The organism is Paraburkholderia sp. IMGN_8, from assembly GCF_038050405.1.
GTDB lineage: Bacteria > Pseudomonadota > Gammaproteobacteria > Burkholderiales > Burkholderiaceae > Paraburkholderia.
In genome coordinates, this window is sequence record NZ_CP150901.1 from 170,951 (window position 1) to 192,032 (window position 21,082).

21 protein-coding genes are annotated in these 21,082 nt (G+C 62.7%); 4 read left to right on the forward strand and 17 right to left on the reverse strand.

All coding sequences use genetic code 11. The annotated features are described in order from the left end of the window. Positions 1-127: 127 nt before the first annotated feature. Positions 128-715: a protocatechuate 3,4-dioxygenase subunit alpha gene (gene pcaG / locus WN982_RS21965; RefSeq protein ID WP_341317801.1), complete on the reverse strand. Its 588-nt coding sequence runs from the start codon at positions 713-715 to the stop codon at positions 128-130. A gap of 3 nt (positions 716-718) precedes the next feature. Then, the gene (gene pcaH / locus WN982_RS21970; RefSeq protein ID WP_341317802.1) at positions 719-1,423 is read right to left on the reverse strand and encodes a protocatechuate 3,4-dioxygenase subunit beta; all 705 of its coding nucleotides are present in this window, start codon (positions 1,421-1,423) and stop codon (positions 719-721) included. A gap of 107 nt (positions 1,424-1,530) precedes the next feature. On the opposite strand from pcaH, the gene pcaQ reads away from it, so the two are divergent. Both pcaQ and WN982_RS21980 read left to right on the forward strand, forming a co-directional pair. After that, positions 1,531-2,523 (forward strand): pca operon transcription factor PcaQ, encoded by a 993-nt coding sequence (gene pcaQ / locus WN982_RS21975; RefSeq protein ID WP_341317803.1) that lies wholly within the window; start codon positions 1,531-1,533, stop codon positions 2,521-2,523. A 217-nt stretch (positions 2,524-2,740) separates the two neighbouring features. Beyond that, positions 2,741-3,874: a VOC family protein gene (locus tag WN982_RS21980; protein WP_341317804.1), complete on the forward strand. Its 1,134-nt coding sequence runs from the start codon at positions 2,741-2,743 to the stop codon at positions 3,872-3,874. On the opposite strand, the gene WN982_RS21985 is transcribed toward WN982_RS21980, so the two are convergent. Continuing rightward, positions 3,871-4,803 (reverse strand): LysR substrate-binding domain-containing protein, encoded by a 933-nt coding sequence (locus tag WN982_RS21985; protein WP_341317805.1) that lies wholly within the window; start codon positions 4,801-4,803, stop codon positions 3,871-3,873. The two genes, WN982_RS21980 and WN982_RS21985, sit on opposite strands and share 4 nt — an antisense overlap. Positions 4,804-4,968: 165 nt before the next feature. Here WN982_RS21985 and WN982_RS21990 point away from each other — a divergent pair, with 165 nt between their 5' ends. Together WN982_RS21990 and WN982_RS21995 are read left to right on the forward strand one after the other, a co-directional pair. After that, positions 4,969-6,006: a DUF1338 domain-containing protein gene (locus tag WN982_RS21990; protein WP_341317806.1), complete on the forward strand. Its 1,038-nt coding sequence runs from the start codon at positions 4,969-4,971 to the stop codon at positions 6,004-6,006. Positions 6,007-6,053: 47 nt separating this feature from the next. Further along, positions 6,054-9,056 carry an FAD-binding and (Fe-S)-binding domain-containing protein gene (locus WN982_RS21995; RefSeq protein WP_341317807.1) on the forward strand — a complete coding sequence of 1,001 codons (3,003 nt, stop codon included), beginning with the start codon at positions 6,054-6,056 and terminating at the stop codon, positions 9,054-9,056. A gap of 31 nt (positions 9,057-9,087) precedes the next feature. Here the strand turns inward: WN982_RS21995 and WN982_RS22000 are convergent, their stop codons facing one another. The 14 genes from WN982_RS22000 to WN982_RS22065 all read right to left on the reverse strand — a co-directional run bounded on the left by WN982_RS22000 (position 9,088) and on the right by WN982_RS22065 (position 20,910). Further along, positions 9,088-9,717, reverse strand: a complete 630-nt coding sequence (locus WN982_RS22000; protein WP_341317808.1) for an XRE family transcriptional regulator — start codon at positions 9,715-9,717, stop codon at positions 9,088-9,090. A gap of 303 nt (positions 9,718-10,020) precedes the next feature. Then, entirely contained in the window at positions 10,021-10,656 is a 636-nt protein-coding gene (locus tag WN982_RS22005) for an ABC transporter permease subunit (protein WP_341317809.1), read from the reverse strand. After that, complete coding sequence (locus WN982_RS22010) at positions 10,643-12,271, reverse strand: transporter substrate-binding domain-containing protein (protein WP_341317810.1); 1,629 nt, start codon at positions 12,269-12,271, stop codon at positions 10,643-10,645. Before WN982_RS22010 ends, WN982_RS22005 begins: the two co-directional genes overlap by 14 nt. Beyond that, complete coding sequence (locus WN982_RS22015) at positions 12,268-13,068, reverse strand: methyltransferase domain-containing protein (protein WP_341317811.1); 801 nt, start codon at positions 13,066-13,068, stop codon at positions 12,268-12,270. The genes WN982_RS22010 and WN982_RS22015 overlap by 4 nt, the downstream gene beginning before the upstream one ends. Before the next feature lie 55 nt (positions 13,069-13,123). Then, positions 13,124-14,350: a TAXI family TRAP transporter solute-binding subunit gene (locus tag WN982_RS22020; RefSeq protein ID WP_341317812.1), complete on the reverse strand. Its 1,227-nt coding sequence runs from the start codon at positions 14,348-14,350 to the stop codon at positions 13,124-13,126. 145 nt (positions 14,351-14,495) lie between these two features. Further along, on the reverse strand, positions 14,496-15,113 hold the full coding sequence (locus tag WN982_RS22025) for a hypothetical protein (protein WP_341317813.1): 618 nt from the start codon (positions 15,111-15,113) through the stop codon (positions 14,496-14,498). Between the two features lie 69 nt (positions 15,114-15,182). Further along, positions 15,183-15,800, reverse strand: coding sequence for a hypothetical protein (locus tag WN982_RS22030; RefSeq protein ID WP_341317814.1), 618 nt, complete (start codon positions 15,798-15,800; stop codon positions 15,183-15,185). 126 nt (positions 15,801-15,926) lie between these two features. Continuing rightward, positions 15,927-16,559: a hypothetical protein gene (locus tag WN982_RS22035; protein WP_341317815.1), complete on the reverse strand. Its 633-nt coding sequence runs from the start codon at positions 16,557-16,559 to the stop codon at positions 15,927-15,929. After that, a complete protein-coding gene (locus tag WN982_RS22040) occupies positions 16,556-17,098 on the reverse strand; it encodes a hypothetical protein (protein ID WP_341317816.1) in 543 nt (180 codons plus the stop codon). Before WN982_RS22040 ends, WN982_RS22035 begins: the two co-directional genes overlap by 4 nt. Positions 17,099-17,148: 50 nt before the next feature. Then, positions 17,149-18,267: a poly(3-hydroxybutyrate) depolymerase gene (locus tag WN982_RS22045; protein WP_341317817.1), complete on the reverse strand. Its 1,119-nt coding sequence runs from the start codon at positions 18,265-18,267 to the stop codon at positions 17,149-17,151. A gap of 182 nt (positions 18,268-18,449) precedes the next feature. Then, the gene (locus tag WN982_RS22050) at positions 18,450-18,959 is read right to left on the reverse strand and encodes a hypothetical protein (protein ID WP_341317818.1); all 510 of its coding nucleotides are present in this window, start codon (positions 18,957-18,959) and stop codon (positions 18,450-18,452) included. A 20-nt stretch (positions 18,960-18,979) separates the two neighbouring features. Then, complete coding sequence (locus tag WN982_RS22055; protein ID WP_341317819.1) at positions 18,980-19,426, reverse strand: lysozyme; 447 nt, start codon at positions 19,424-19,426, stop codon at positions 18,980-18,982. Continuing rightward, positions 19,419-20,207: a DUF2589 domain-containing protein gene (locus WN982_RS22060; protein ID WP_341317820.1), complete on the reverse strand. Its 789-nt coding sequence runs from the start codon at positions 20,205-20,207 to the stop codon at positions 19,419-19,421. Before WN982_RS22060 ends, WN982_RS22055 begins: the two co-directional genes overlap by 8 nt. Before the next feature lie 31 nt (positions 20,208-20,238). Further along, positions 20,239-20,910: a DUF2589 domain-containing protein gene (locus tag WN982_RS22065; RefSeq protein WP_341317821.1), complete on the reverse strand. Its 672-nt coding sequence runs from the start codon at positions 20,908-20,910 to the stop codon at positions 20,239-20,241. Positions 20,911-21,082 lie beyond the last annotated feature (172 nt).

The following is a 21,082-nucleotide window of genomic DNA, read 5'->3' on the forward strand; positions in this document are numbered from 1 at the left end:
GCCCGGCGGGTTTGGTTGTTCTGTTTGTCTTGCGTAGCGCTTTGAAAAAAAAGCCCGCACGAAGCGGGCTTTGAGCTTTACTCTGAGTTTCGCGATTCAGTCGCCAGACGGATGTAGAAATTCCGCGTTACAGATCGAAGAAGACGGTTTCCTTGTCGCCCTGCATACGGATGTCGAAGCGGTACACGTTCGCCATATTCGGCTCGCGGCGGGCGATCAGCGTGCCGCGACGGTCCGCCGGCACGGCGGACAGCACTGGGTCGCGCGTATTGGCTTCGGCTTCGTCCTCGAAGTAGATTCGTGTAAAAGTGTGCAGCAACATGCCGCGCATCGTGACGATCACGTTCAGATGCGGTGCTTCGTCCGGACTCACGCGGCCGGGCTTCACCGTCTCCACGACAAAGCGCATTTGCGGATCGGTGCCCGTGCCGACCCGGGCGAAGCCACGAAAACCGCTTGCCTCGACTTCCGCGCGCGATTCCGGATAGCGGCCTTGCGCGTCCACTTGCGACACTTCCAGCATGGCATCGCCGACCACCTTGCCGTCGCCGTCGAACACCTGGCCGACGATCGTGATGTGCTCGCCGGCCGCTTCGCGGTCGGCCAGAACAGGCGTAAACAGGCTCTTGAAGCTGAAGTCGTATTGCTGCGGGCACAGACCGTAGGCGAAGTAAGGTCCAACCGTTTGCGAAGGCGTTTGCTTGAGAGTGGTCATGGCTCAGCGCTCCATCGGAGTTTCATTGCGGCCGCGCAGCACGATGTCGAAATCGTAGCCGAGCGCGTAGGCCTCTTGCGTCGTATCGAGCGAGAAGTTCGCGATCAGGCGGTCGCGTGCGTGCTCGGGCGTGCCCTGGAAGATCGGGTCGAAGGCCAGCAGCGGGTCGCCGGGAAAGTACATCTGCGTGACGAGGCGCGAGCCGAAATGATCGCCGAACAGCGAGAAGTGAATATGATTCGGACGCCACGCGTTCGGGTGATTGCCCCACGGATAGGCGCCCGGCTTGATCGTCAGAAAGCGATAGCGGCCGTCGTTGTCGGTCAGGCAGCGGCCTGCGCCGAGAAAGTTGGGATCGAGCGGCGCATCGTGCTGATCGTTCTTGTGTACGTAACGGCCGGCGGCATTGGCTTGCCAGATTTCGACCAGCGTATTGCGCACCGGACGGCCGCCTTCATCGAGCACACGCCCCGTCACGATGATGCGCTCGCCGAGCGGTTCGCCGTTGCGCACGGCATTGCGCGTCAGATCGTGATCGAGCGCGCCGAGGTCTTCAGTACCGTAGACGGGCACGTGTTGGTCGCGCAGCTTTTCCTTCAGCGGAATCAGCGGGCGCGTCGGGCCGCGTTTTACCGATGAACCGTAGCCGGGATAGATGTACGCGGGGTGGGACGCGAAGTCGCGCGCGGTGAGAAAGGACTCGTCCATCAGTGTCTCCTTCGGGGAATTGTGGGATACAGCGTATGAAGCGACTTTATCTAACCTGAGAGGTTATGCAAAATGACGTTTTCGCCCATTTCGTATAACCTTTCGTTATGCAACGCAGCCTCGCGGACAGCCGCGTCAAATTCCGTCATCTCCAGTGCTTTCTGGCCGTCGCGCAGTTCGGCGGCGTGAAGCGGGCCGCCGAAAGCTTGTCGATCACGCAGCCTGCTGTCTCCAAGACGGTCGCCGAACTGGAAGCGATACTCGGCGTGAAGCTGTTCGAGCGCGGCCGCCACGGCGCCGTGACGACCCGCGAGGGACAGCTCTTCATGCCGCATGCGAGCGCTTGCGTCAGCGCGTTGCGGCAGGGCGTCGACTTGCTGGCGCGCGCGGAAGGCGCCACCGCAGCCACGCTGGAAATCGGCATTCTGCCGACCGTCGCGGTTGCGCTGATGCCGCCGGTGCTCAAGCTTTTCGCCGTGCAGTGGCCGCGCGTGATCGTGCGCCTCGCGACCGGCGCCAACCCCGAGCTGCTCGAGCGTCTCAAAGCCGGCGCGATCGAATTTGCGATTGGACGTCTGGCGGATCCGGAACGGATGGTCGGGCTCAGTTTCGAACAGCTTTTCAGCGAGCCGTTGGTCGCGGTGGTGCGCGCCGGGCATCCGCTGGCGGCGGGGGCCGGCTTGCCGGCCACTTCGCTGGAAAATTTTGCGGTGGTGCTGCCGCCGTTCGGCACGCTGATCCGGCAATCGGCTGAGAGCCTGTTGAGCGCGTGGGGCGTGCCGCCGTTGTCGGCGTTTGTGGAAGTGCTGTCGGTGTCCACGGGGCGCGCGTTGACGCTCGAGAACGACGCGGTGTGGTTCGTGCCGCAAAGCGCGGTCGAATACGAGTTGGCGCACGGCATGCTGGTGCGTTTGCCCTTGCCGTTCGCCGGCACCGACGAGCCGGTCGGACTGATCCGGCGTTCGGACACGCAGCCGTCGCCGGTGGGCCGGGCGCTGATCGACGCGGTGCGCGAGGTTGCGCGCCAGCGCATGGCTGCCGCTGCGGCGGACAAGGCCGGCGGCAAGCCTGCGCCCAGGCGCAGCCGCAAGGCGCGTTGAAATACGCCACGATCATTCCGGCACGATTCCGGTATGAACCATTCAGTACACAATGCAGGTTGCGAACGCCCCGCTACACGGTGTACAAACACGGTGCGAAAGCCGTTGCTGGCCGCGTTGTTGCGGCACACCACGAACGCACTTTTACGTTGCGAGCGTATGACGACCCGCACCGAACATCTGCAAAAGCGTCGAAAGACTGTACAAGGAGAATGCCATGCCCAGCGACTTGCCCACCCCGGAGGCCGCGCTGCGCGCCGTATCGGTTCCTGAGCACAATCCGCTCGGCACTGCCGGCCTTGAATTCGTGGAGTTCGCCGCGCGCGAGCCGCAGGTGCTTAGCGAGACGTTCACCCAACTCGGCTTCAAGGCGATTGCGCGCCATATCAGCAAGGACGTCACGCTGTATCGTCAGGGCGAGATGCATTTTCTGCTCAACGCCGAGCCGGACTCGTTCGCCGCGCGCTATGCCGAAGAATACGGCGTGGGCATTTGCGCGATCGGCATCCGGGTGGCGGATGCGCAGCGCGCCTTCGACCGCGCGATCGAACTCGGCGCATGGGCCTTCGAAGGCGAGAGGCTCGGCGCGGGCGAACTGCTGATCCCGGCGATCCAGGGCATCGGCGACTCGCACATCTATTTCGTCGACCGTTGGCGCGGCCGTGGCGGCCAGCGCGGCGGCCTCGGCGACATCTCGATCTTCGACATCGACTTCCGGCCGATCGAGATCGACACCGCACAAGCCGACCTGAGCCACGCGGGCACCGGCCTCGTCGCGGTCGATCATCTGACGCAAACGGTTGGCGCGGGCCGGATGCAGGAATGGCTCGACTTCTATCGCGATCTGCTCAATTTCCGCGAGATTCACGAACTGCACGCGAACTGGCATGTGTCGGCGGAATCGCGCGTGATGGTGTCGCCGTGCGGCGCGATCCGCATTCCGCTGTATGAAGAAGGCACACGCCGCACGAATCTGATGCACGAGTATCTGCCGGATCATCCGGGCGAGGGCGTGCAGCACATCGCGCTCGCCACCGACGATATCTTCGCGTGCGTCGAGCAATTGCTGGCGAACGGCGTCGAGTTCGTCGAGCCGCCGCCGCGTTACTACGAGCAACTGGATGCGCGCCTGCCGGGCCACGGGCTCGACGTCGAACGGCTCAAGCGCACGCACGTTCTGGTGGACGGCGAGATCGGCGCCGACGGCGTGCCGCTACTGTTTTTCCAGACGTTTGTGCGGCGCCGCGCGGGGGAAATCTTCTTCGAAATCGTGCAGCGGCAAGGTCACCACGGTTTCGGCGAAGGCAATCTGAGCGCGTTGGCGCAAGCGCGCGAGGCGACCGGCGCTTAATCGGTGTCGCTGTTGCCGGCCAGTTCAGGATTGACCGCGCTATACGCCGCCGCTTCCTGCAGCAGCCACTCGCGGAAGCTGGCGAGCGGCTTGCCGTGGCTCAACTCGGTTGGATAGACGAGGTAATACGCAGAGTCCGCGACCGCTGGTGAGTCGAGCGGCATCACGAGTCCGAGATGCTCGAGCTGCGCGTCGACGAAAAAGCGCGGCACCAGCGCGATGCCGAGGCCGGCCGCGGCGGCGCTGATCAGCATCGTATGCAGTTCGTAGCGAACCCCTTGCATGGTCCGGTTGTCTTCCACGCCTAGGTTGGCGAACCACGACGCCCAGCCGTCGGGCCGGGTGGTGGAGTGGAGCAGCGGGTAGTCGAGCAGATCGGCGGCTGACTCGACCGGCCGCGTCAACAGGCTCGCGGCACACACCGGCACGACTTCCTCGCGAAACAGGAAATCCGCCGACGTGCCCGGCCATGTCGGTTTGCCGTAGTGAATAGCCGCTTCGAAATGCGTGTCCGCGAATGGGAAGGTGCCGGTGCGCACGCCCATGTTGACCCGCACGTCGGGATACTGCGTGTTGAATTCCGCCAGCCGCGGAATCAGCCATTGCGACGCGAAAGTCGGCAGCACCGCCAGTTCCAGGTAACCGCCGCCGCTGCCGTGCGCGATGATCGACAGCGTGTCGCGGTCGAGTTGTTCCAGCGAGCGCCGCACCTGCGCGCTATAGACCTTGCCCGCCTTCGTCAGCACGACGCGCTGCTTGACGCGCACGAACAGCCGCACGCCGAGATTGCTCTCCAGCGTATTGATTTGCCGGGACACCGCGCTTTCGGTGAGGAACAACTCGCGTGCCGCATGCGTGAAGCTCTCGTGCCGTGCGGCGGCCTCGAAAGCGAGCAGCGCGCCCATGTTGGGGATCTTAAACTTTCGCATGTTAATTCTAAAAACGCATCAAGTGGCGATTTTATCTCGCTTTACGGCGTTCCCGCGAATTTGAATAATGTCGCTCGAACGATGCCGCGCTTGCGCCTTGAAGCCACGCCGGCAGGCCCCCTTGAAGCGAGCGAACCCGCGCGAGCGCGTCACCCGAGAACCGATATGCGAAACATCAAGAATGCGAATGTCGAACAACTGCTGCTGAAACTGCTCGGCGCCGACAGGACGGCGACGCTGTTCGCCACGTTGAACCATCCGCAGGTATTGAACGAATGGGAAGACGGCGTCGTGACGCGCGCCGAACTCGCCCAGGCAATGAATATGGCGCTGTTCGAAGGCCTGCTGGCGCGCTCCGCGAACGGCCGCCAATACACGCAGGAGACGATTGCGGCCGGCGGCAGCGTGTACTTCGACCACGGCGCGCTGCGCACGGTGCGCTGGCCGCACAGCAGCGCGCTGCCGCCGGGCGAAGCCGCGTTCGCGCGCATCCTGCGTCCGCTCGGCTTCAGCATCAACGGCCGCTATCCGCTCGACCGTCTCGGCATGACCGGTCGCGCGTGGGCTCATGACGACGCGCCCGATGAGATCGCGCAGTTCTTTGTCAGCGAATTGCATCCCGAGCGTTTTTCGGCGGAATTCCAGCAGGCGGTGACGAATGTGATCGGCGCGTCGCGCGATCCGTTGACGCCGCAGGCCGTCGGCCAGTTGTGGGAACTCGAGCGCGAAGGCGTGCTGCCGCTCGACGCGGCGCATGCGTTGCTGCCGGTGATCGTCGGCGCGTTTGCGCGCCAGCACGAGACGCCACGCGAAGCCGACTACGAAGTATTGTTGAAGGAATCGGCGGAAATGGCGTGGATCGCGACCGAAGGCAACGCGTTCAATCACGCTACCGACCGCGTCGCCGATGTGTTCAAACTCTCCGACGACGAAAAGGCGAAGGGTCGTCCGATGAAGCCGGAAGTCGAGCGTTCACGTTCGGGCCGCGTGTTTCAGACCGCCTATCGCGCGGACATCGTCCGGCGCGAATTTCGTGCGGCCGATGGCAGCATTGTGACGCGTGAAGTACCGGGTTCGTTCTACGAGTTCATCACGCGTAAGCGCACCTTCGATCAGGACGCACGCCGCTGGGAAACGGACCTGCGTTTCGACGCGGGCAACGCACAGGGCATCTTCAAGATGACCGCTAGCCAGGCTGCGTGAGTGCAGGGCGGCAGGGCGAGCGTTGGACACGAGACATGAGAGACGCGATGGGAGCATCAATCGATGAAGAGCAAGGCGTGAGCGTGAACGTCATAGACGATGCAGCGCGTCACGCGGCGCGAGCGGAACCGGTCGCGCGGCCTTTTAAAGGCACGGCCGCCGTGATGCAGGCGCTTGAAGCCGATCTGCACCGCCACGTGCGTGGCGAAGTGCGCTTCGACCCAGGCACGAAAGCCTTGTATGCGTCGGACGCGTCGAACTATCGGCAAGTTCCGCTCGCCGTCGTGGTGCCCGCCGACGTCGACGATTTGCTGGAGACAGTCGCCGCATGCCGCCGCAACGACGTGCCGTTCCTCGCGCGCGGCGGCGGCACCTCGCAGAACGGCCAATGCGTGAACGTCGCGGTGGTCGCGGACGCGAGTCAATACGTGAATCGCGTGGTGTCGGTGGATCCGGCGGCGCGCGTAGCCGTCGTCGAACCGGGCGTGGTCTGCGACACCTTGCGTGACGCCGCCGAGCAACACGGCCTCACGTTCGCGCCCGATCCTGCCACGCACAGCCGCTGCACGCTCGGCGGTATGATCGCCAACAACTCGTGCGGCGCGCATTCGGTGATGGCCGGCAAGACGGTCGAAAACGTCGAGGCGCTGGAAATCGCGACCTTCGACGGCGCGCGTTTCTGGGTCGGCCCGACCTCGGACGATGAACTCGCGCGCATCATCGCGGCTGGCGGCCGTCAGGGCGACATCTACGCCGCCCTCAAGCAACTGCGCGACACCTACGCCGATCTGATTCGCGCGAAATTCCCGCAAATCAAGCGGCGCGTGTCGGGCTTCAATCTCGATCAACTGCTGCCGGAAAACGGCTTTAACGTCGCGCGTGCGCTGGTCGGCACCGAGGGCACGTGCGCCGTGACCTTGCAGGCGAAAGTGCGGCTCGTGAAGAGTCCGGCGAAACGCGTGATCGTCGTGGCCGGCTTCACCGACATCTACGCCGCCGCAGATGCCGTGCCGCATTTCATGCACTGTTCGCCGATTGCGATCGAAGGACTCGACCGCGCGATCATCCGCGGCTTGCAGGCGCGCGGTTTGAAGAAGGACGAGATCGCGTTGCTGCCGGCAGGCGACGCGTGGGTCGTGCTCGAATTCGGTGCGGACACGCAGGAGGACGTGGTGCGTCAGGCGCAAGCGGCGGCGGATTATTTCGCATCCGGCGAAGCGGGGCCGAACGTCTCCGCGATGCTCGTCGAGGATCGCGCGTTGCAGGCGAAGGTGTGGTCGATCCGCGAAACGGGGGCATCGGCGGTGGCGTTGGCGGTCGATCCGGGCACACCCGATCCGGTCGTCGGCTGGGAAGATGCGGCGGTCGATCCGTTGCGCCTCGGCGATTATCTGCGCGCGTTCCAGGCGCTGGTGGATCGCTATGGCTACGAGACGAGCCTGTACGGCCATTTCGGCGACGGTTGCGTGCATGCACGCATTACCTTCGATTTGCGCAGCGCGGAAGGCGTCGCGAAGTGGCGCAGCTTTCTGCGCGAAGCGGCTGAGCTGGTGGTCGAGTTCGGCGGCTCGTTATCGGGCGAACACGGCGACGGCCAGGCCAAGGCCGAGTTCCTGCCGATCATGTTCGGCCCCGAACTGATGCAGGCTATGGAGCAGTTCAAGGCGATCTGGGACCCGGCTAACCGCCTGAATCCCGGCAAGGTCGTGCATGCGTATCGCGCCGACGAAAACCTGCGCGTAGGTCCCGCCTACAAGCCGGTGACCTTGCAAACGAAGCTGACGTTCGCCAGCCAGGAGGGCGACGGTTTCCAGCGCGCGATCGAGCGTTGCATCGGCATGGGCAAGTGCCGTTCGCTCGAAGGCGGCACGATGTGCCCGAGCTATCGCGCAACCCGTGAAGAGAAATATTCGACGCGTGGCCGCGCGCATATGTTCTGGGAAATGTTGCAAGGCGACGTGATCGCCGACGGCTGGCAAAGCCGCGAAGTGAAAGAAGCGCTTGATACGTGTCTTGCGTGCAAGGGCTGCAAATCCGATTGTCCGACGCATACGGATATGGCTTCGTACAAGGCGGAATTTCTTTCGCATTACTATGCGACGAACCGTCGCCCGCGTCAGGCGTTGTTCATGGGACGGATCGGCGAATGGGCACCGTGGGCGGCGCGCTTCCCGCGTTTGACGAACTTCATGACGTCGGCGCCGGGTTTGTCGTCGGTGGGCAAGTGGGTTGCGGGTGTGGCGCAAGCGCGTGAATTGCCGAAGTTTGCGACGCAAACGTATCGGCAGCTCGCGCGGCGCTCGTCACAGATTGAGCGTGCGGCTCGCGGCCGCGAAGACGCGAAGAAAGTCATTCTGTGGGTCGATACGTTCAACGATCATTTCACGCCGGACGTCGCGCAAGCCGCAGCTGACGTACTGACGCAAATCGGCTGGCACGTCGTGTTGCCGAAGAACCGGTTGTGCTGCGGGCGCCCCTTGTATGACTTCGGCTTGCTCGAACGCGCGCGCGAATTACTCACTCGTATTCTCGACGACCTCGCCGACGACATCGCCGCCGGTGTGCCGCTGGTCGGTCTCGAACCGGGTTGCCTGTCGGTGTTCAAGGACGAACTGCTCAAGCAGCTCCCCGATCACGCGCTGGCCAAACAGCTCTCGGCGCAGACTTTTCAATTCTCCGATTTTGTCGCGCGCCAGCCGTTCGATTGGCCGACGCTCGAAGCGGACGTGGTCGTACATGGGCATTGTCATCAGAAGGCGCTGTTCGGCATGCAAGGCGATACCGCGCTGCTGACGAAGCTCGGTGTCAAATGGACATTGCTCGATACGGGATGTTGCGGCATGGCGGGATCGTTCGGCTTTAACGCCGAGCATCACGCGCTGTCGGAGAAAATCGGCGAGGACAAGCTGTTCCCGTTGGTGCGTGGTGCGCCGAAGGAAACGATCGTGTTGACCAACGGTTTTAGTTGCCGCGAACAGATCGAACAGGGCACTGGACGTCATGCGCTGCATATCGCGCAACTGGCGCAGAGGGCGTTGGCGGCGCGTTAAAACACGTTAAAGCGCCGCTCACGCACGCGCTTTATTTCTTCGGCGACTCGGCTGGCGGTACTTGCGGGATGTCCGCGCTGGTCGCCATCCACAACACCTCGGCGTCTTCGTCGCTGGTGGATACCGCGGCGTGGCCGGTGCGGCTGTCGAAGTAAAGGCTGTCACCGGCGTTCAGATGCGTCGGCGCGTACAACTCGGAATAGAGGCATACGCTGCCGCTGATCACGTACAGGAATTCTTCACCTTCGTGACGGCCCCAGTCGTCGAACGCGTCCAGCGTGTGCGCGGAGATGCGGATGCGGAACGGCAGCATCGCTTTGTGCGCGAGGTCGGTGGCGAGCAACTCCATCTGGTAGCCGCGGTAGGCATGACGTTGACCCGCGTCTTTGCGGGTCAGCGCACGCCGGCCGCTGGCGCTGACTTTCGGCGTGGAGCCGAACAGCTCGCCGATTTCGATCTTCAGACCAAGGACGATTTTCTGCAATACGTCGAACGTCGGGGACATCAGGCCGTTTTCGACTTTTGACAGCGTCGAGCGTGAGACGCCGCAGAGGCGGCTCGCGGTTTCCAGCGTCAAGTCCTGCGCCTGGCGCGCGGCGCGGACGCGCCGGCCGAGGTCGGTCGTGGATTGCTCAGGCGGTTTGGTGAGATGGGTATCCATGGGGGTGTGGCTCAAATGCGCGCTTTTAGAGGCGTTCGGTGTTTCCGATCATAACATTTGAGGTGGATGGGGGAGATTGAGGGGGCTGTCGCGGATTGCTGGCAGGTTTGAGACTCGTGATTTGATCGATCACGTGCCGCTGGGACGGTGATGGAGCGTGTGTAAAGTTGGTGCGTATGAGGTGTCGAGCAACCTTTCTTATCGGAAACGTTATTCTCAGAAAATTGCGTCGTGAAGCCGGATCCGGCTTCAAGTCGTGGACGAAAAATATCTCCTGGCTGGTTGGGTTCTCGGCCAAACCAGTCATTCACGGTCCAGTCGACGCGACAGCTTCAGGATGAGCACCGTTGTCGAATAGCAAAACAGAAAGAACCAGGTCATCGCGTAGAGGTACACCCACAGCATCGCTTCCGTCTTTCCGATCACGTTGATCACGGTATTGCAGCGACTGACAAGTTCCGACACGCCGATCACCGAGGCCGTCGACGATGCCATCACGATAACGACGAAGAAGTGTCCCCAGTTCGATACGAAAAGCAGCATCGCACGGCGACGTTCTTCCCGCGGTTCGCTCAAGGTAAGCAACAAATTGTCCGAGACGAAGCCCGCTACTGCGAGTGCGAGCGCCAAGGCAGCCTTCAACCAGGAAGGAAACGGCAGCTGCACAGCGGTAGACGGCAACGACAGCGCGTCCGGCAGCATGAAAACCAGATAGAACTGGAAAACGAAAGTCGGTATGTTGCGCATCAATTCGGTCGCCGCATTTCCCGCTTTCGACAAGACGTCGTGTGGCGAAAGACGCAATCGCGCCAGCACATACCCCCAGCCCGTGCCGACGATCAATGCAACGAGCGAAATGACGATATTCCACATGAAGCCGGCCGCCAGAAACGGCGTCCAGACGTACAGGTCCTTGACGACGGGTTCAATTCCCCCCATCGCACCATCCCCTCTGGGCCCACCGCAGCAGCCGCAATACGACGAAGACCAGCAATAGAAAGAACAGCATCAGCGTATTCATCATGGTGGCGACGTTGCCATGCTCGGCGATGATCGAAGTCGAAACCGACAGCAGCTCGGGCACTGCCACCGCACTTGCCATCATCGTGGCCTTCGTCACGTTGATGAGCAGCCCCGTGATCGATGCCGACGAGCGCCGGATCAACCGGCCGAGCGTTGCCGCGTGCAGAGCGAAATCGGGTCTCAGCTTCCGTTCGTGGTGCGCCGCCTCTTCCAGCATGCGCATCAAGCCGGCGCCGGTGTATAGGCTCAGTGACAGGACGACGATCCAGAAGGCATTGAAGCGCAGATCCCAGCGAGCGGCAGCGACACTGCCGACGCCGAACATCAGTACGTAGATCTGCAGTAGCGGCGGCGTCGTTCGTGCCAGCAACGCGAAGCCTCTGAGCGCTGCGCCCACCGCCGGAATTCCGCACGCGGCGAGCAGCGCAAGCGCTACGCCACACAGGATGCTGCCTGATACACAACATACCGTCAGCGCAAGAGTGAGCCCCAGTGCATGCAGGAATTCGCCGCGTTCATAGTCGTCATAGATGTAGGTCAGATTGATGCCGGTGCTTTCGTAGACCCGCAATCCCCAACTGCGCAAGCCGGTTACATCGGTGGACGTGACGAAGGCCGGGTTATGGCATGCGCCGGGCCAGCGTCCGTCGGCTTGACGGCTGCAAACGTAGTGCCCGCTCGGGTCTCTCCTGCTCCATAGATCGTGCATATCGGCGAGGAAGCTCGATGGCGGCAGGCCCCACTTGCGTTCGAGCGCGATCAAGGTGCCTCGTCTGTGCCAGTCCGCGACCGTATCGCCAATGAAGCGCTCGAGTGCATCGTCCTTTGCTGCGCGCGCAATCGCGATTGCCCAAGGTGTCGGCAATTCCGGCGGCAGGTTGATCTGATACCCGTGCCACTCGCTGGAGCGCAGGTCTCCGGCGATCGCGGTGTTGTCGAACAACCACCCGATGCAACGTCCGTCGCGCACGCCCAGCTTCGCGTCGCGCCCGTTCCCGTATATCTGCAGGTTCAGCAGATAGCGAACTGCCATAGTCCGGTTGAAGTAACCGCCTTGCGTCGCGCACACCGTTTTGCCGCGGATATCCGCCCACGTCTTCACCGTACTGTCTGGGCGCGTCATCAACGTGACGCCGGAAGTGTAATAGTCCGGCTCGACCAGCGTTGCGATCTGCCGCCGTTCCGAGGTGTCGGCGAGCGTCGCTATCGTCACGTCGACCCGGCCTTCGTTCAGCACCTCCAATCGATTCGTGCCGGTCACGCCGACCGTACGCAATTGCACGCCAAGGCGTTTGGCCAGATCGGCCGCCAGATCGTGTTCGAACCCTTCCTGCACGGCCTTGCTCGACAGCATGCCGAACGGTGGGTAATCGGTCTTCACGCCGACCACCAATACGCCACGTTGCCTGATCGCATCGAGCCGCCCGGCGGCGTATCCCGTGCCGACGGTCAGCAGCAGGCAGGCGGCCGCGTACAGCTGTCTTGCACGATGCGCTCGTCGCCAGGCACGGTTCGGCAGCACCGCGGTCATATCGGCACTGCCAGCACACGAATGCCGTAGCCTAGAACAGGAGCGATCCAGGCAGCGAGCCACCGGTCGACGCGGCCGAGAATGCGCGATTGCGTCACCCACCACTCGGGCAGCACGCTCTCGGCCTCGCAATGGCGTATCGCAAAACCCGCTGCCGCAAGCTCGTCACGAAGATCCTTCAACGCATAGAGGTGATAGAAGAATGTCAGCTGATGGCCGTCCACTTGTCTCGTGAAACAAATATTGCCGCGCTCGTTCAGCGGCGGCTGCGCCCGGCCCAGGCGTCGGGCGAGCGCGCACTTGAAGAGCTCCCGTGGCCGCCGGCGGAGGATGGACGGAACCGACAGAATCACACGGCCGTCTTCGCGAACCAGGGCGCGCAGCCTCGACAGCGTCGCGATGCGGGTGGTGCGATCGCCTAGATGAGACAGCACGCCGAACAGCATCAGGATCAAGTCATACGGGCGCGCGTGGCTCAGGCCGGAAAGATCGTCGTAGACAAAGGTGACGCGTTCCCGATACGGCGTATTCATCAAATTGCCCTCGAACTCGATCAGCGACGATGCCGATATGTCGTATGCGATCAGGTTCGCCTCCGAATGCGCCAGCAATGCAAGGGAATAGCGCCCGTTACCGCAACCGAAATCGAGAATTCGTCCGGCTTCGCGGGCGCCGTTCGCGAGGAGATAGTCGAGGGTTGCCGCGTTGGGGCGCGGATAGCGCCGACTATAGCCGCTGCTCAGAAAGTACTGGTCGTACGTCCGCTGCATTTCTCTTGCGATCTGATTGGATTGCATCACATGACTCCCCGAAGTAACTGGCGCGACACCTGGCCGTCGCCGAAATGGCCGGCTAGGCCTGGATCGTTTTCCGCAGTTCGATCAGCAGGTCGTGGATGCCGTCGTTCTCCTTCGCGATACCGGATTCAATTTTTCCGATGACAGACCGCGTTCGGCTGGATAGCGCCACGCCCTTCCTGCTCCGCCAGTGCACCCACCAGAGTGCGACTCGCGCCAATGCAACCATCGCGAAGAAACGCATTTCCTCGAGTTTCGAGATCACGCTCAGCGCGCTCGTCACAAGCCAGAGTGCCAACAGCGGGGCAAGATAGGCGTCGATCACGCTGGCGAACTCAACCGGAAGGTGCGAGTAGATCCAGGGCACGCCGTTCAGATAGAAATCGTCGACCAGGCCGCCCGTCTGGCCGGCGTTGCCTGAATAGCGCGGGAAATCGCCGGTGCCGTTCACGTAACTGCTCTTGCGATGAACTTCGCGCATCGCTTCGAGAACCGCGTATGTTGTCGCCGGCGGCAACGCGCGCCGGGCAACCACGGAGATCGTCGCCGCCAGCATGTCCACGTCGTGCGCAGGAATGTTGTGCTCGAGATCGTAGATACCGGCCGGCAGCTTGACTTCCTTCAAATAGGTCAGCTTTTTTGCAATCGCGTTCCGTTGCACAACCTGCGCCATGATCAAATCCGGATTTTTTGCCAGATCCGCCATCAAGTCGCTGTCGGCGCCGAGCATGAACAGACCTGCGTCGAATCGGCCTTGCTTCAAGCGGGTGATGCCCTCATTCAGCGGCAGGAACTCGATGTGGGTGTTCTGTGTGTCGATGCCGCTCAGAGAGAAAATGCGCAGCAGCGTGCGGCTGGTCAAACTGCGCTCCGGTGGCAGGACCAGCGTCATGCCGCGCATGTCGGCAAACGATGTGATCGGCCGGGTCGCGCCAATTCGACGATTCTCGAATATGAAGATCGGCTGCAACTGGATATCGCCAAGTGACATCAATTTCCCGCTGCTCCTGCCGCCACGGCTTTCGGCAACAAAACCGATGTCGAAGTGCTCGTGGTCGTCGGCCACATGCGCCGCGATTTCGTCGGTATTCCCAAACGACACGATTTCCACTTGATAGCCCTTTGCCTCGATAAGCCTTTTGTACTGCAGGGCGGCCTCGTAGTAGCTGCCGTCGACCGGTCCCGCCGCAATGCGGATGTGTCGGGTCGGCAGGGCGTGCGCTGTTGCGTAAACCAGGATGGCTAGCACCGCCATGCTCAACAGCGCTTGCGGACGCTTCATTTTCTTCAGGAGTAGGCGCATATCGATGAACGCAGTGGGTCGTTCGCACAATCGAAGTGGGGGGAGTTGGTGTTAGCCGGCCATACCCGGAAACAGGCCGACCCGCAGCATAGGGGGCGGCCATTTCTTCCGAGCCCGCGTCCGATTAGCCCATCACCACATTTGCCAGCCTGAACTGATACGGAACCGCTGTCGTTCCGCCGCCACCGCCCGTCATCACGATGTCGCAGCGCGCGATACCGAGCAGCGACAGTTCCGTGTTGATGTCGGAGATCACGGCCGAATTCATCACTGCGCCTTGCTCGATCTGCGACGCGGTGCCGATCCAAAGCGTTGGCTTGAACTCGAACACGGCCTTCTGTCCCGGCACGATGCCCGTTTTTTTCGCCAGCAGCCGGTTGTCCTTGAACACGCCAGCGGTAATGGCGCCCGTGCGCAAATCGTTGCGTAGCTGGATCTCCCGCGAGCTCGACGATGCACCTGCCAAGGCAAGCACGTTGCCGGATGCCGCGCGTGCGACGCTGAACATCTGGCCGTTCTGCGCGACTTTCTGCGGCATGTAGTTACCGTCCGCATCGCTTGCGGTAACGCTTGTCTGCAGCGGAAAAACGAACGGGTGATTGTCACCTCGCCCGCAGTTGCTGATCACCTTCCACGCGACCGCGAGCTCGTCGAAATCAGTCGATACGTTTTTCTGAAAGATCACGATCTGGCTGTTGTTGACGTCGTTTGAGAGGTTGATGAAGTTGAGTTTGATGTCCATGGCTAACCTTTTCCTGGTGTAGTGAAACGGCGTCGAATGACGAATCGTCCGACGCCGCCTGCGCATCCGTTACGCCATCACGACGTGTTCGAGCCGGAATGTGAACGGCAACGAGCGTGGGCCGGGACCGCCGCCCGTCATCACGATGTCGGCGCTCGCGATGCCGAGCAGCGAGAGTTCCGTGTTGATGTCCGAGATGACCGCCGAATTCAGCAACGCGCCCTGTTCGATCTGCGACGCGACACCGATCCACAGCGTCGGCTTGAACTGAAAAACGGCTTTTTGCCCAGGCGCGATCGATGTTTTGGTCGCAAGCGGACTGCCGTCCTTGTAGATGGTCGCGTTCGCAGCGCCGTTCGGCAGATCGTTGCGGACCTGGACCTCCGAGCTATTGCCCGGCTCAGTCCCGAGCGTGAGCACGTCGCCCGACGTCGAGCGGACGATCTGGAAGACCTGGCCGTTTGTGGCGGTTTGCTGCGGCATGTAATTGCCGTAGCTGTCGCTCGCGCTCACACTCATCGTCATCGGAAACTTGAACGGATGGTTGTCGCCCTGGCCGCAATTACGGATCACTTTCCACGCGATCGCCAGTTCGTCGAAATCCGTCGCGACGTTTTTCTGGAAGATCACGATGTTCGAATTGTTGGCATCGTTCGAACGGTTTACGAAGTTCAGCTGGATATCCACTTGCCTGCTCCTTGAGTTGAAATGCGGCAATCGGTTTGCCGCGCACCTTCCCACCGGCCTGCCCGGCGGGCTGGCCGTCAAACGAAAGAAGAGAGGGGTCCCGCCGTCTGCGGGCGTCGTTTCGCGCTAGACGTGCACGACGTTTTCGAGCGCGAAACCGAATGGCTGCGCATCGGCGCCGCTGCCGCCACCCGTCATCACGATGTCGGCGGCGGCAATGCCGCTGAGGGGCAGCATCGTGTTGTCGCTCGACAGCACGGCCGAACTCAGCGCGCGGCCTTCCTGAACCTGCGATGCCGCGCCGATCCACAGCACCGGGGTGAAGCGGAACACCGCCTTCTGGGCGGGCGCCACGGCCCATTTGGTGGCGATCAGCTTGCCCGCGTTGAAGGCGTTGACATTGACCGCGCCGCGCTGCATGCGGTTGACCACCTGGATGTCCGCGCTGTTGTCCGCACCGCCCGCCGGTGCCGGATCGGCGGTGAGCCGGGCGCGGCCAGTCGGATGAACGCCGACGACGAACCGCTCGCCGCCCTGCGCAGTGGCGCGCGGCGAGTAGTTGCCGTGCTCGTCGCCGAGTGCGATCTCGATCCCGGTCGAATAGACGAACGGATGGATGCAGTCGCGGCCGCAGAAGCGAATCACCTTCCATGCAATCGCGAGCTCGTCGAAATCGGGAATCACGTTGCGCTGAAACAGCACGACTTCGCTGTTGCCGCGGTCGTTCGACCGGTTGATGAACCGCAGGTGAATGTTCATTTCGCCTGCTCCGTGTTGTCGTCCGAAAGATGCTTCTCGACCCACTGCGTGAGGGCAGGAGAGACGCTCCCGGCTACCGACGATGTATGCAGCGCTTGCGCGCGGCTCTGCGCCTGCACGTCGTTCGCGAATCGGCCGAACGCCATCGCGGCATCCGTTGCGCTGCGGCTGCGAGACAGGTCGTCGAGATATTGGGCGGCCGCGTCGGTGAGCGCGCCGGTGTGCTGCACGTGACCTTGGGTCATGCGCGCCGCGAGATCGGCCTGGATCGCGGCCAGTTCCTTGATCGCGGCAGCCGCACCGGCCAGTCCGAACCGATCGCGCTGCTCGCGCCAGCCGGTGTCGAATGCCGACTGCGACGCCGTTGTGTACTGCTGGCTACTCTGGAGAACGGTGCGTACGAAAGCGCGCCACGCACCGGCATCCGACGTGGCTCCCGCAAGTCCCGCCGGGTTGGCCGATTGCGCAACGAGCTTGCTGAACAACTGGAAGGCGGCGAGATTGGCGTTTTCCCACTGCGTGATGAAGGTCGAGAGCATGATGGATCCTTGTTCGGTTCGGATTCGATGGGGAAAGCAAATCGCCGCGGTCACTGACGTGCGCCGCCAAGGCGCTCGATCATCCTCATCACGGCAGCCATCTGCGGCGCTTCGCGAGTATTGAAGTTGGGATGGTCCGGGTCCGGACTCGTGTAACCCCAGAAGTCCCAGCATCCGAGAGGATTGACAGCCGACTTCTCCACCTGCGGATAGAGCACGATCAGGCGATTCGTGTCGGCGATCTCGTTGTAGCCGGCGCCGCGCACGAATCGTTGGCCGACAGCATCGGCACTCTGTACGCAGCCGTGAAACGCGACATGTACGGCACACGCCGCATGCAGGCATTCGGCAGGCACGTAGGCGTAAGCGACGTCGGCCATCGACGCGTGCCGGTCCGGATCGAACTCGCGCTGATCGAAGCGCTGCAACTGGCCGCCAGCCAGCGCCGCGGGCGCGTTCAACGGCGCATTGGGTCTTGCATAGATCCAGCGCAGAATCTCGTGCGCTTGCTCGAAGCCGCAGTTGTTGATGAAGGGGTTCTTGTTGGCATCGCAGGGGGAGTCTTCGGGGCGGTTCGTGATCAATGCATGACCCGCATCGGGATTGCGTTGATACTCGATGCTTGCTTTCGGTACCTGTGCGAGCTCATAGAAACGCTCGGCCTGATCGACCACGCGTGTCGCGACGACCGTATCCTTCGCGCCGCTGAAGAGGTAGATGCGCTGCTCGCGCAGGTTGGCCGGATCGTCTATCTGACCCGCCTTCGCGAAGCGTTGTGCGGCGCGCCATGCGCCCGCCGCCGATGGCGCATCGCCTGCCGGCTGCATGCACAGCGTCACCGCGGCCACGGCGGGCGCGATGAACTCCGACTCCCCGGCGCAATCGAAAGCGCCACCGGCGACGATGCCCGCGCCGATCAGATGGCTCGACCAGGCGACGTCGAACTGGGCCGCCATGAAGGCGCCCGACGATAGCCCGGATACGGACGTGTGTTGCAGATCGGCGCCGAACGCGGGCAGCGGCGCGACGTCCGCTGCGTTCGCGCACGAGAGGGTCGCGGCAAGCAGCACAAGTGCGCTGAGCTGCGAGCGCAACCCGAGGCGGCGGGACGTGCCGGGTTGCACGTTAACTTCGGATAGCGAATCGTTGGTGACAGCTGCCGCGTTCATTCCGTTGCTCCTGTTGGGTGAGTGATCGATGAGCGTTCGTGTCTTCGTGTCAGGCATTCATTGCTTGGGACTCACTACGCTTGCAGAGTACGTGCGTGGCGCATCCGCATGAATAGGGCGGAAGGCCGGTACGGCGACATGTGACGGAAGGCCCATGCCATGCCGTGTCCTGCAGCTCGCCGTCAGTGCGCAGCGTCGGGCGTGCACAACGACACCGGTATCGAGATGCTGCGATCAACTGTTGTGAGTGCCACAGGCTGGTTCGCCTGCGTGTAGCGCAACCGGAAAATGCCGCGCGGCCCATAGCCGCTGTCGATGTCGGCAAGCAGGTCGGCGTCGTCCGGCATGCGCGCGAGGCTTTGACCGCTCATCATCGCGGGGCGGCGCTGTGGGTCGTCCCAGTTGGCGGTGTCCGCGGACGTGTAGAAGTTGGGTAGTACGCCGCTTCGGTAAAGACTTTCGAGCGTCCGCGCGAGCCGCTCACTGCACCTGTCGCAGAGCACCGGCTGATGCGCGAGTAGCAACGCTTGATTGACCTGCACGACTTCGACATCGCAGGTGAGAGGTGGCTGCTCCGCACTTGCCTCGGCGGCGGAGCATGTGGCGATGGCGGCTGCCGCGGCGGTGGCGATAGCGGATGCGACACGCATGTTCAGGCCGTAGAACGGTCGGCCATGACGGTTCGAAATCATCGGAAAGACTCCTGTAAGCGCTATGAAAGAAACAGCTTGCGTTCTGCCTGGCGGCGGCGCGTCAGTCCCGCAAGCGGCTTACCGCCCGCCTTGTTCCAGACCAGAAACTGATCGGCGGCATGGGCGGTTGCACTTGCGTTCAGGTAGCGCAGCAGTGTCGAAGAACGCAGCCGTCCCGCGCCGAGGTTGAAGACGAAGGACATCAGCGCGTCGAATTGCTGCTGCGTGATCGCCACGCGCACCAGCTTGCACAGTTCGAGCTCAGCGCTGCGCAAGTCCCGCTTCAGGAGCGTTTGCGCCTCGGACTCCGTGAGCGGGCGGTCGAAGCGTTCGTGCGGCAGGATCAGATGCCCATAGCCGATTGTCGGTTTGCCGACTGCGTCGAGATAGCGGTTCAGGCGCAGACCTTCGAAGTGTTTGATCAGGTCGATACCTTGCGCGCCGGTGCGTGTGGGTTTGTCAGGCATGGCGTTGCTCCTCTTTATCGTGCAGTGCGCGCGGCACGAGACGGTGCGTGTATTCGTCGATCACGCGCATGATCGCTTCGGGTGGCTCGAGTGCCGCAAACTGCATTTCGATGTCGATGTGCTGACTGTCGCGCTGAGCTGGCCGGCCCTGCGCATCCTTGTGTGCCGATGACGGGGCGAGCGTCACGAAGAAACGGCCGCGTTGATCGCCGCCGGCCAATCCGCCTACGGGTAGCGCTTCGGTGAAGTCGGCGCGCACCGTCAGATGGACGACCATCCTGTCGAGCGCAAGTCCGCGTGGCGTCGCCAGCGCGACCAGCGGCACCGGCATCGTGTGCTCTGCGTCGAGCGCGACCTCGACGGTGCGCGGCGTCAGCAGGCCGTCTTCGTGCTGGTCGAAGAACTGGTCGAGTACGGCGGTGTACTGATGCGCGAGCAACTGGTTGGCTGCGGCTGCGGCGTGCTGCATGCCACGGGTGATTTCATCGAGCGCGAGGCCGCGCGGCGGTGGACCGCTCGCGCTGGACGGCGGCGCGCGGCCTGACGGTGGATCGCCGGGTGGTGCGCCCTGGCCTTCGCCAGTGCCGGTCGCCGTGTGAGCGCCGCCGGCTGCCGGTGTGGCTTGCTGCGCAGTCACCGGCGGGTCGCCGGCTTCGAGCGCGGCGGCCGGATCGCCATCGATGGCGCCCTGCGCGGCCGGCGGTTGCGTGGCGTCGTCATGCGGTGCATCGTTGGCCGGCGAGCCGTGCGCGCCGCGGCGCCGCTTGAAGAAGTTGAACATGGTGTCCGTCCGCCGTCAGTGGCCGCTGCGCTTACTGATGAGCAGGCTGCTGGCCGCCCGCCTGTGCGGTACCGCCGGCTGGGACCTCGCCGATCAGCTTGCCGTCCGTCGGCGTCGCCGGCAGCGGTTTGACGTCTTTCGACTTGTCGTCGGTCACGACCGGTTTGGTGGCGGCGTCCGTCAGGAAGTCGATGACGCGCATCAGCGCTTCCGGCGGAGGTTGCCGTTTGACCTGCGTGTGGATCGAGTACTTGGCTCGCGTGTCGGTGCTGCGCGTCTGCTCCGCCTTGTGCGACACACGCCCCGACATGCTGACGCTGACGGGGCCCCAACCGAGCTTGACCTGGAGTTCGCCGCCTGCCTCCGTGGAAGACGACGACTTCTCCGACTGCGTGATTTCCATCTCGAAGTCGATCGTGCCTTCTTCGATCGCGATGATGGGATGCACGATGGCCGCCAGCAACGGAATGCGCATGGTCTTCTGAACCACGCCTTTCGACACGCCGGACTCGTCGACCAGAGTTTCGTCGTAGTCGAATTGCACGGCGACTGCCTTGCCGTCCTGGATGCACACCTGCATCAGAAAGTCGGCGTAACTTTTCGCCGCCTGGGTTTGCGCGGTAATCATTGCTTTCAATGGACCGGCGATCATTTGGTCCATTGGCAAGGCATTAATGACAGAACCGATGAAATTCGCATCCATACACACCTCCATGGTGAAATTCGGACAGTGCGAATACACTGTCGTTATTCAAAGTACATAAACTGGAGAGGTGTGTGGAGAGGCCAGCCGTCACGGTTTAAGACAAGGGTGGCGGACATATTAATTCTGAAAGAAATAACGTGTCTTTTGCATTAGAACGTTTGTCACGGAT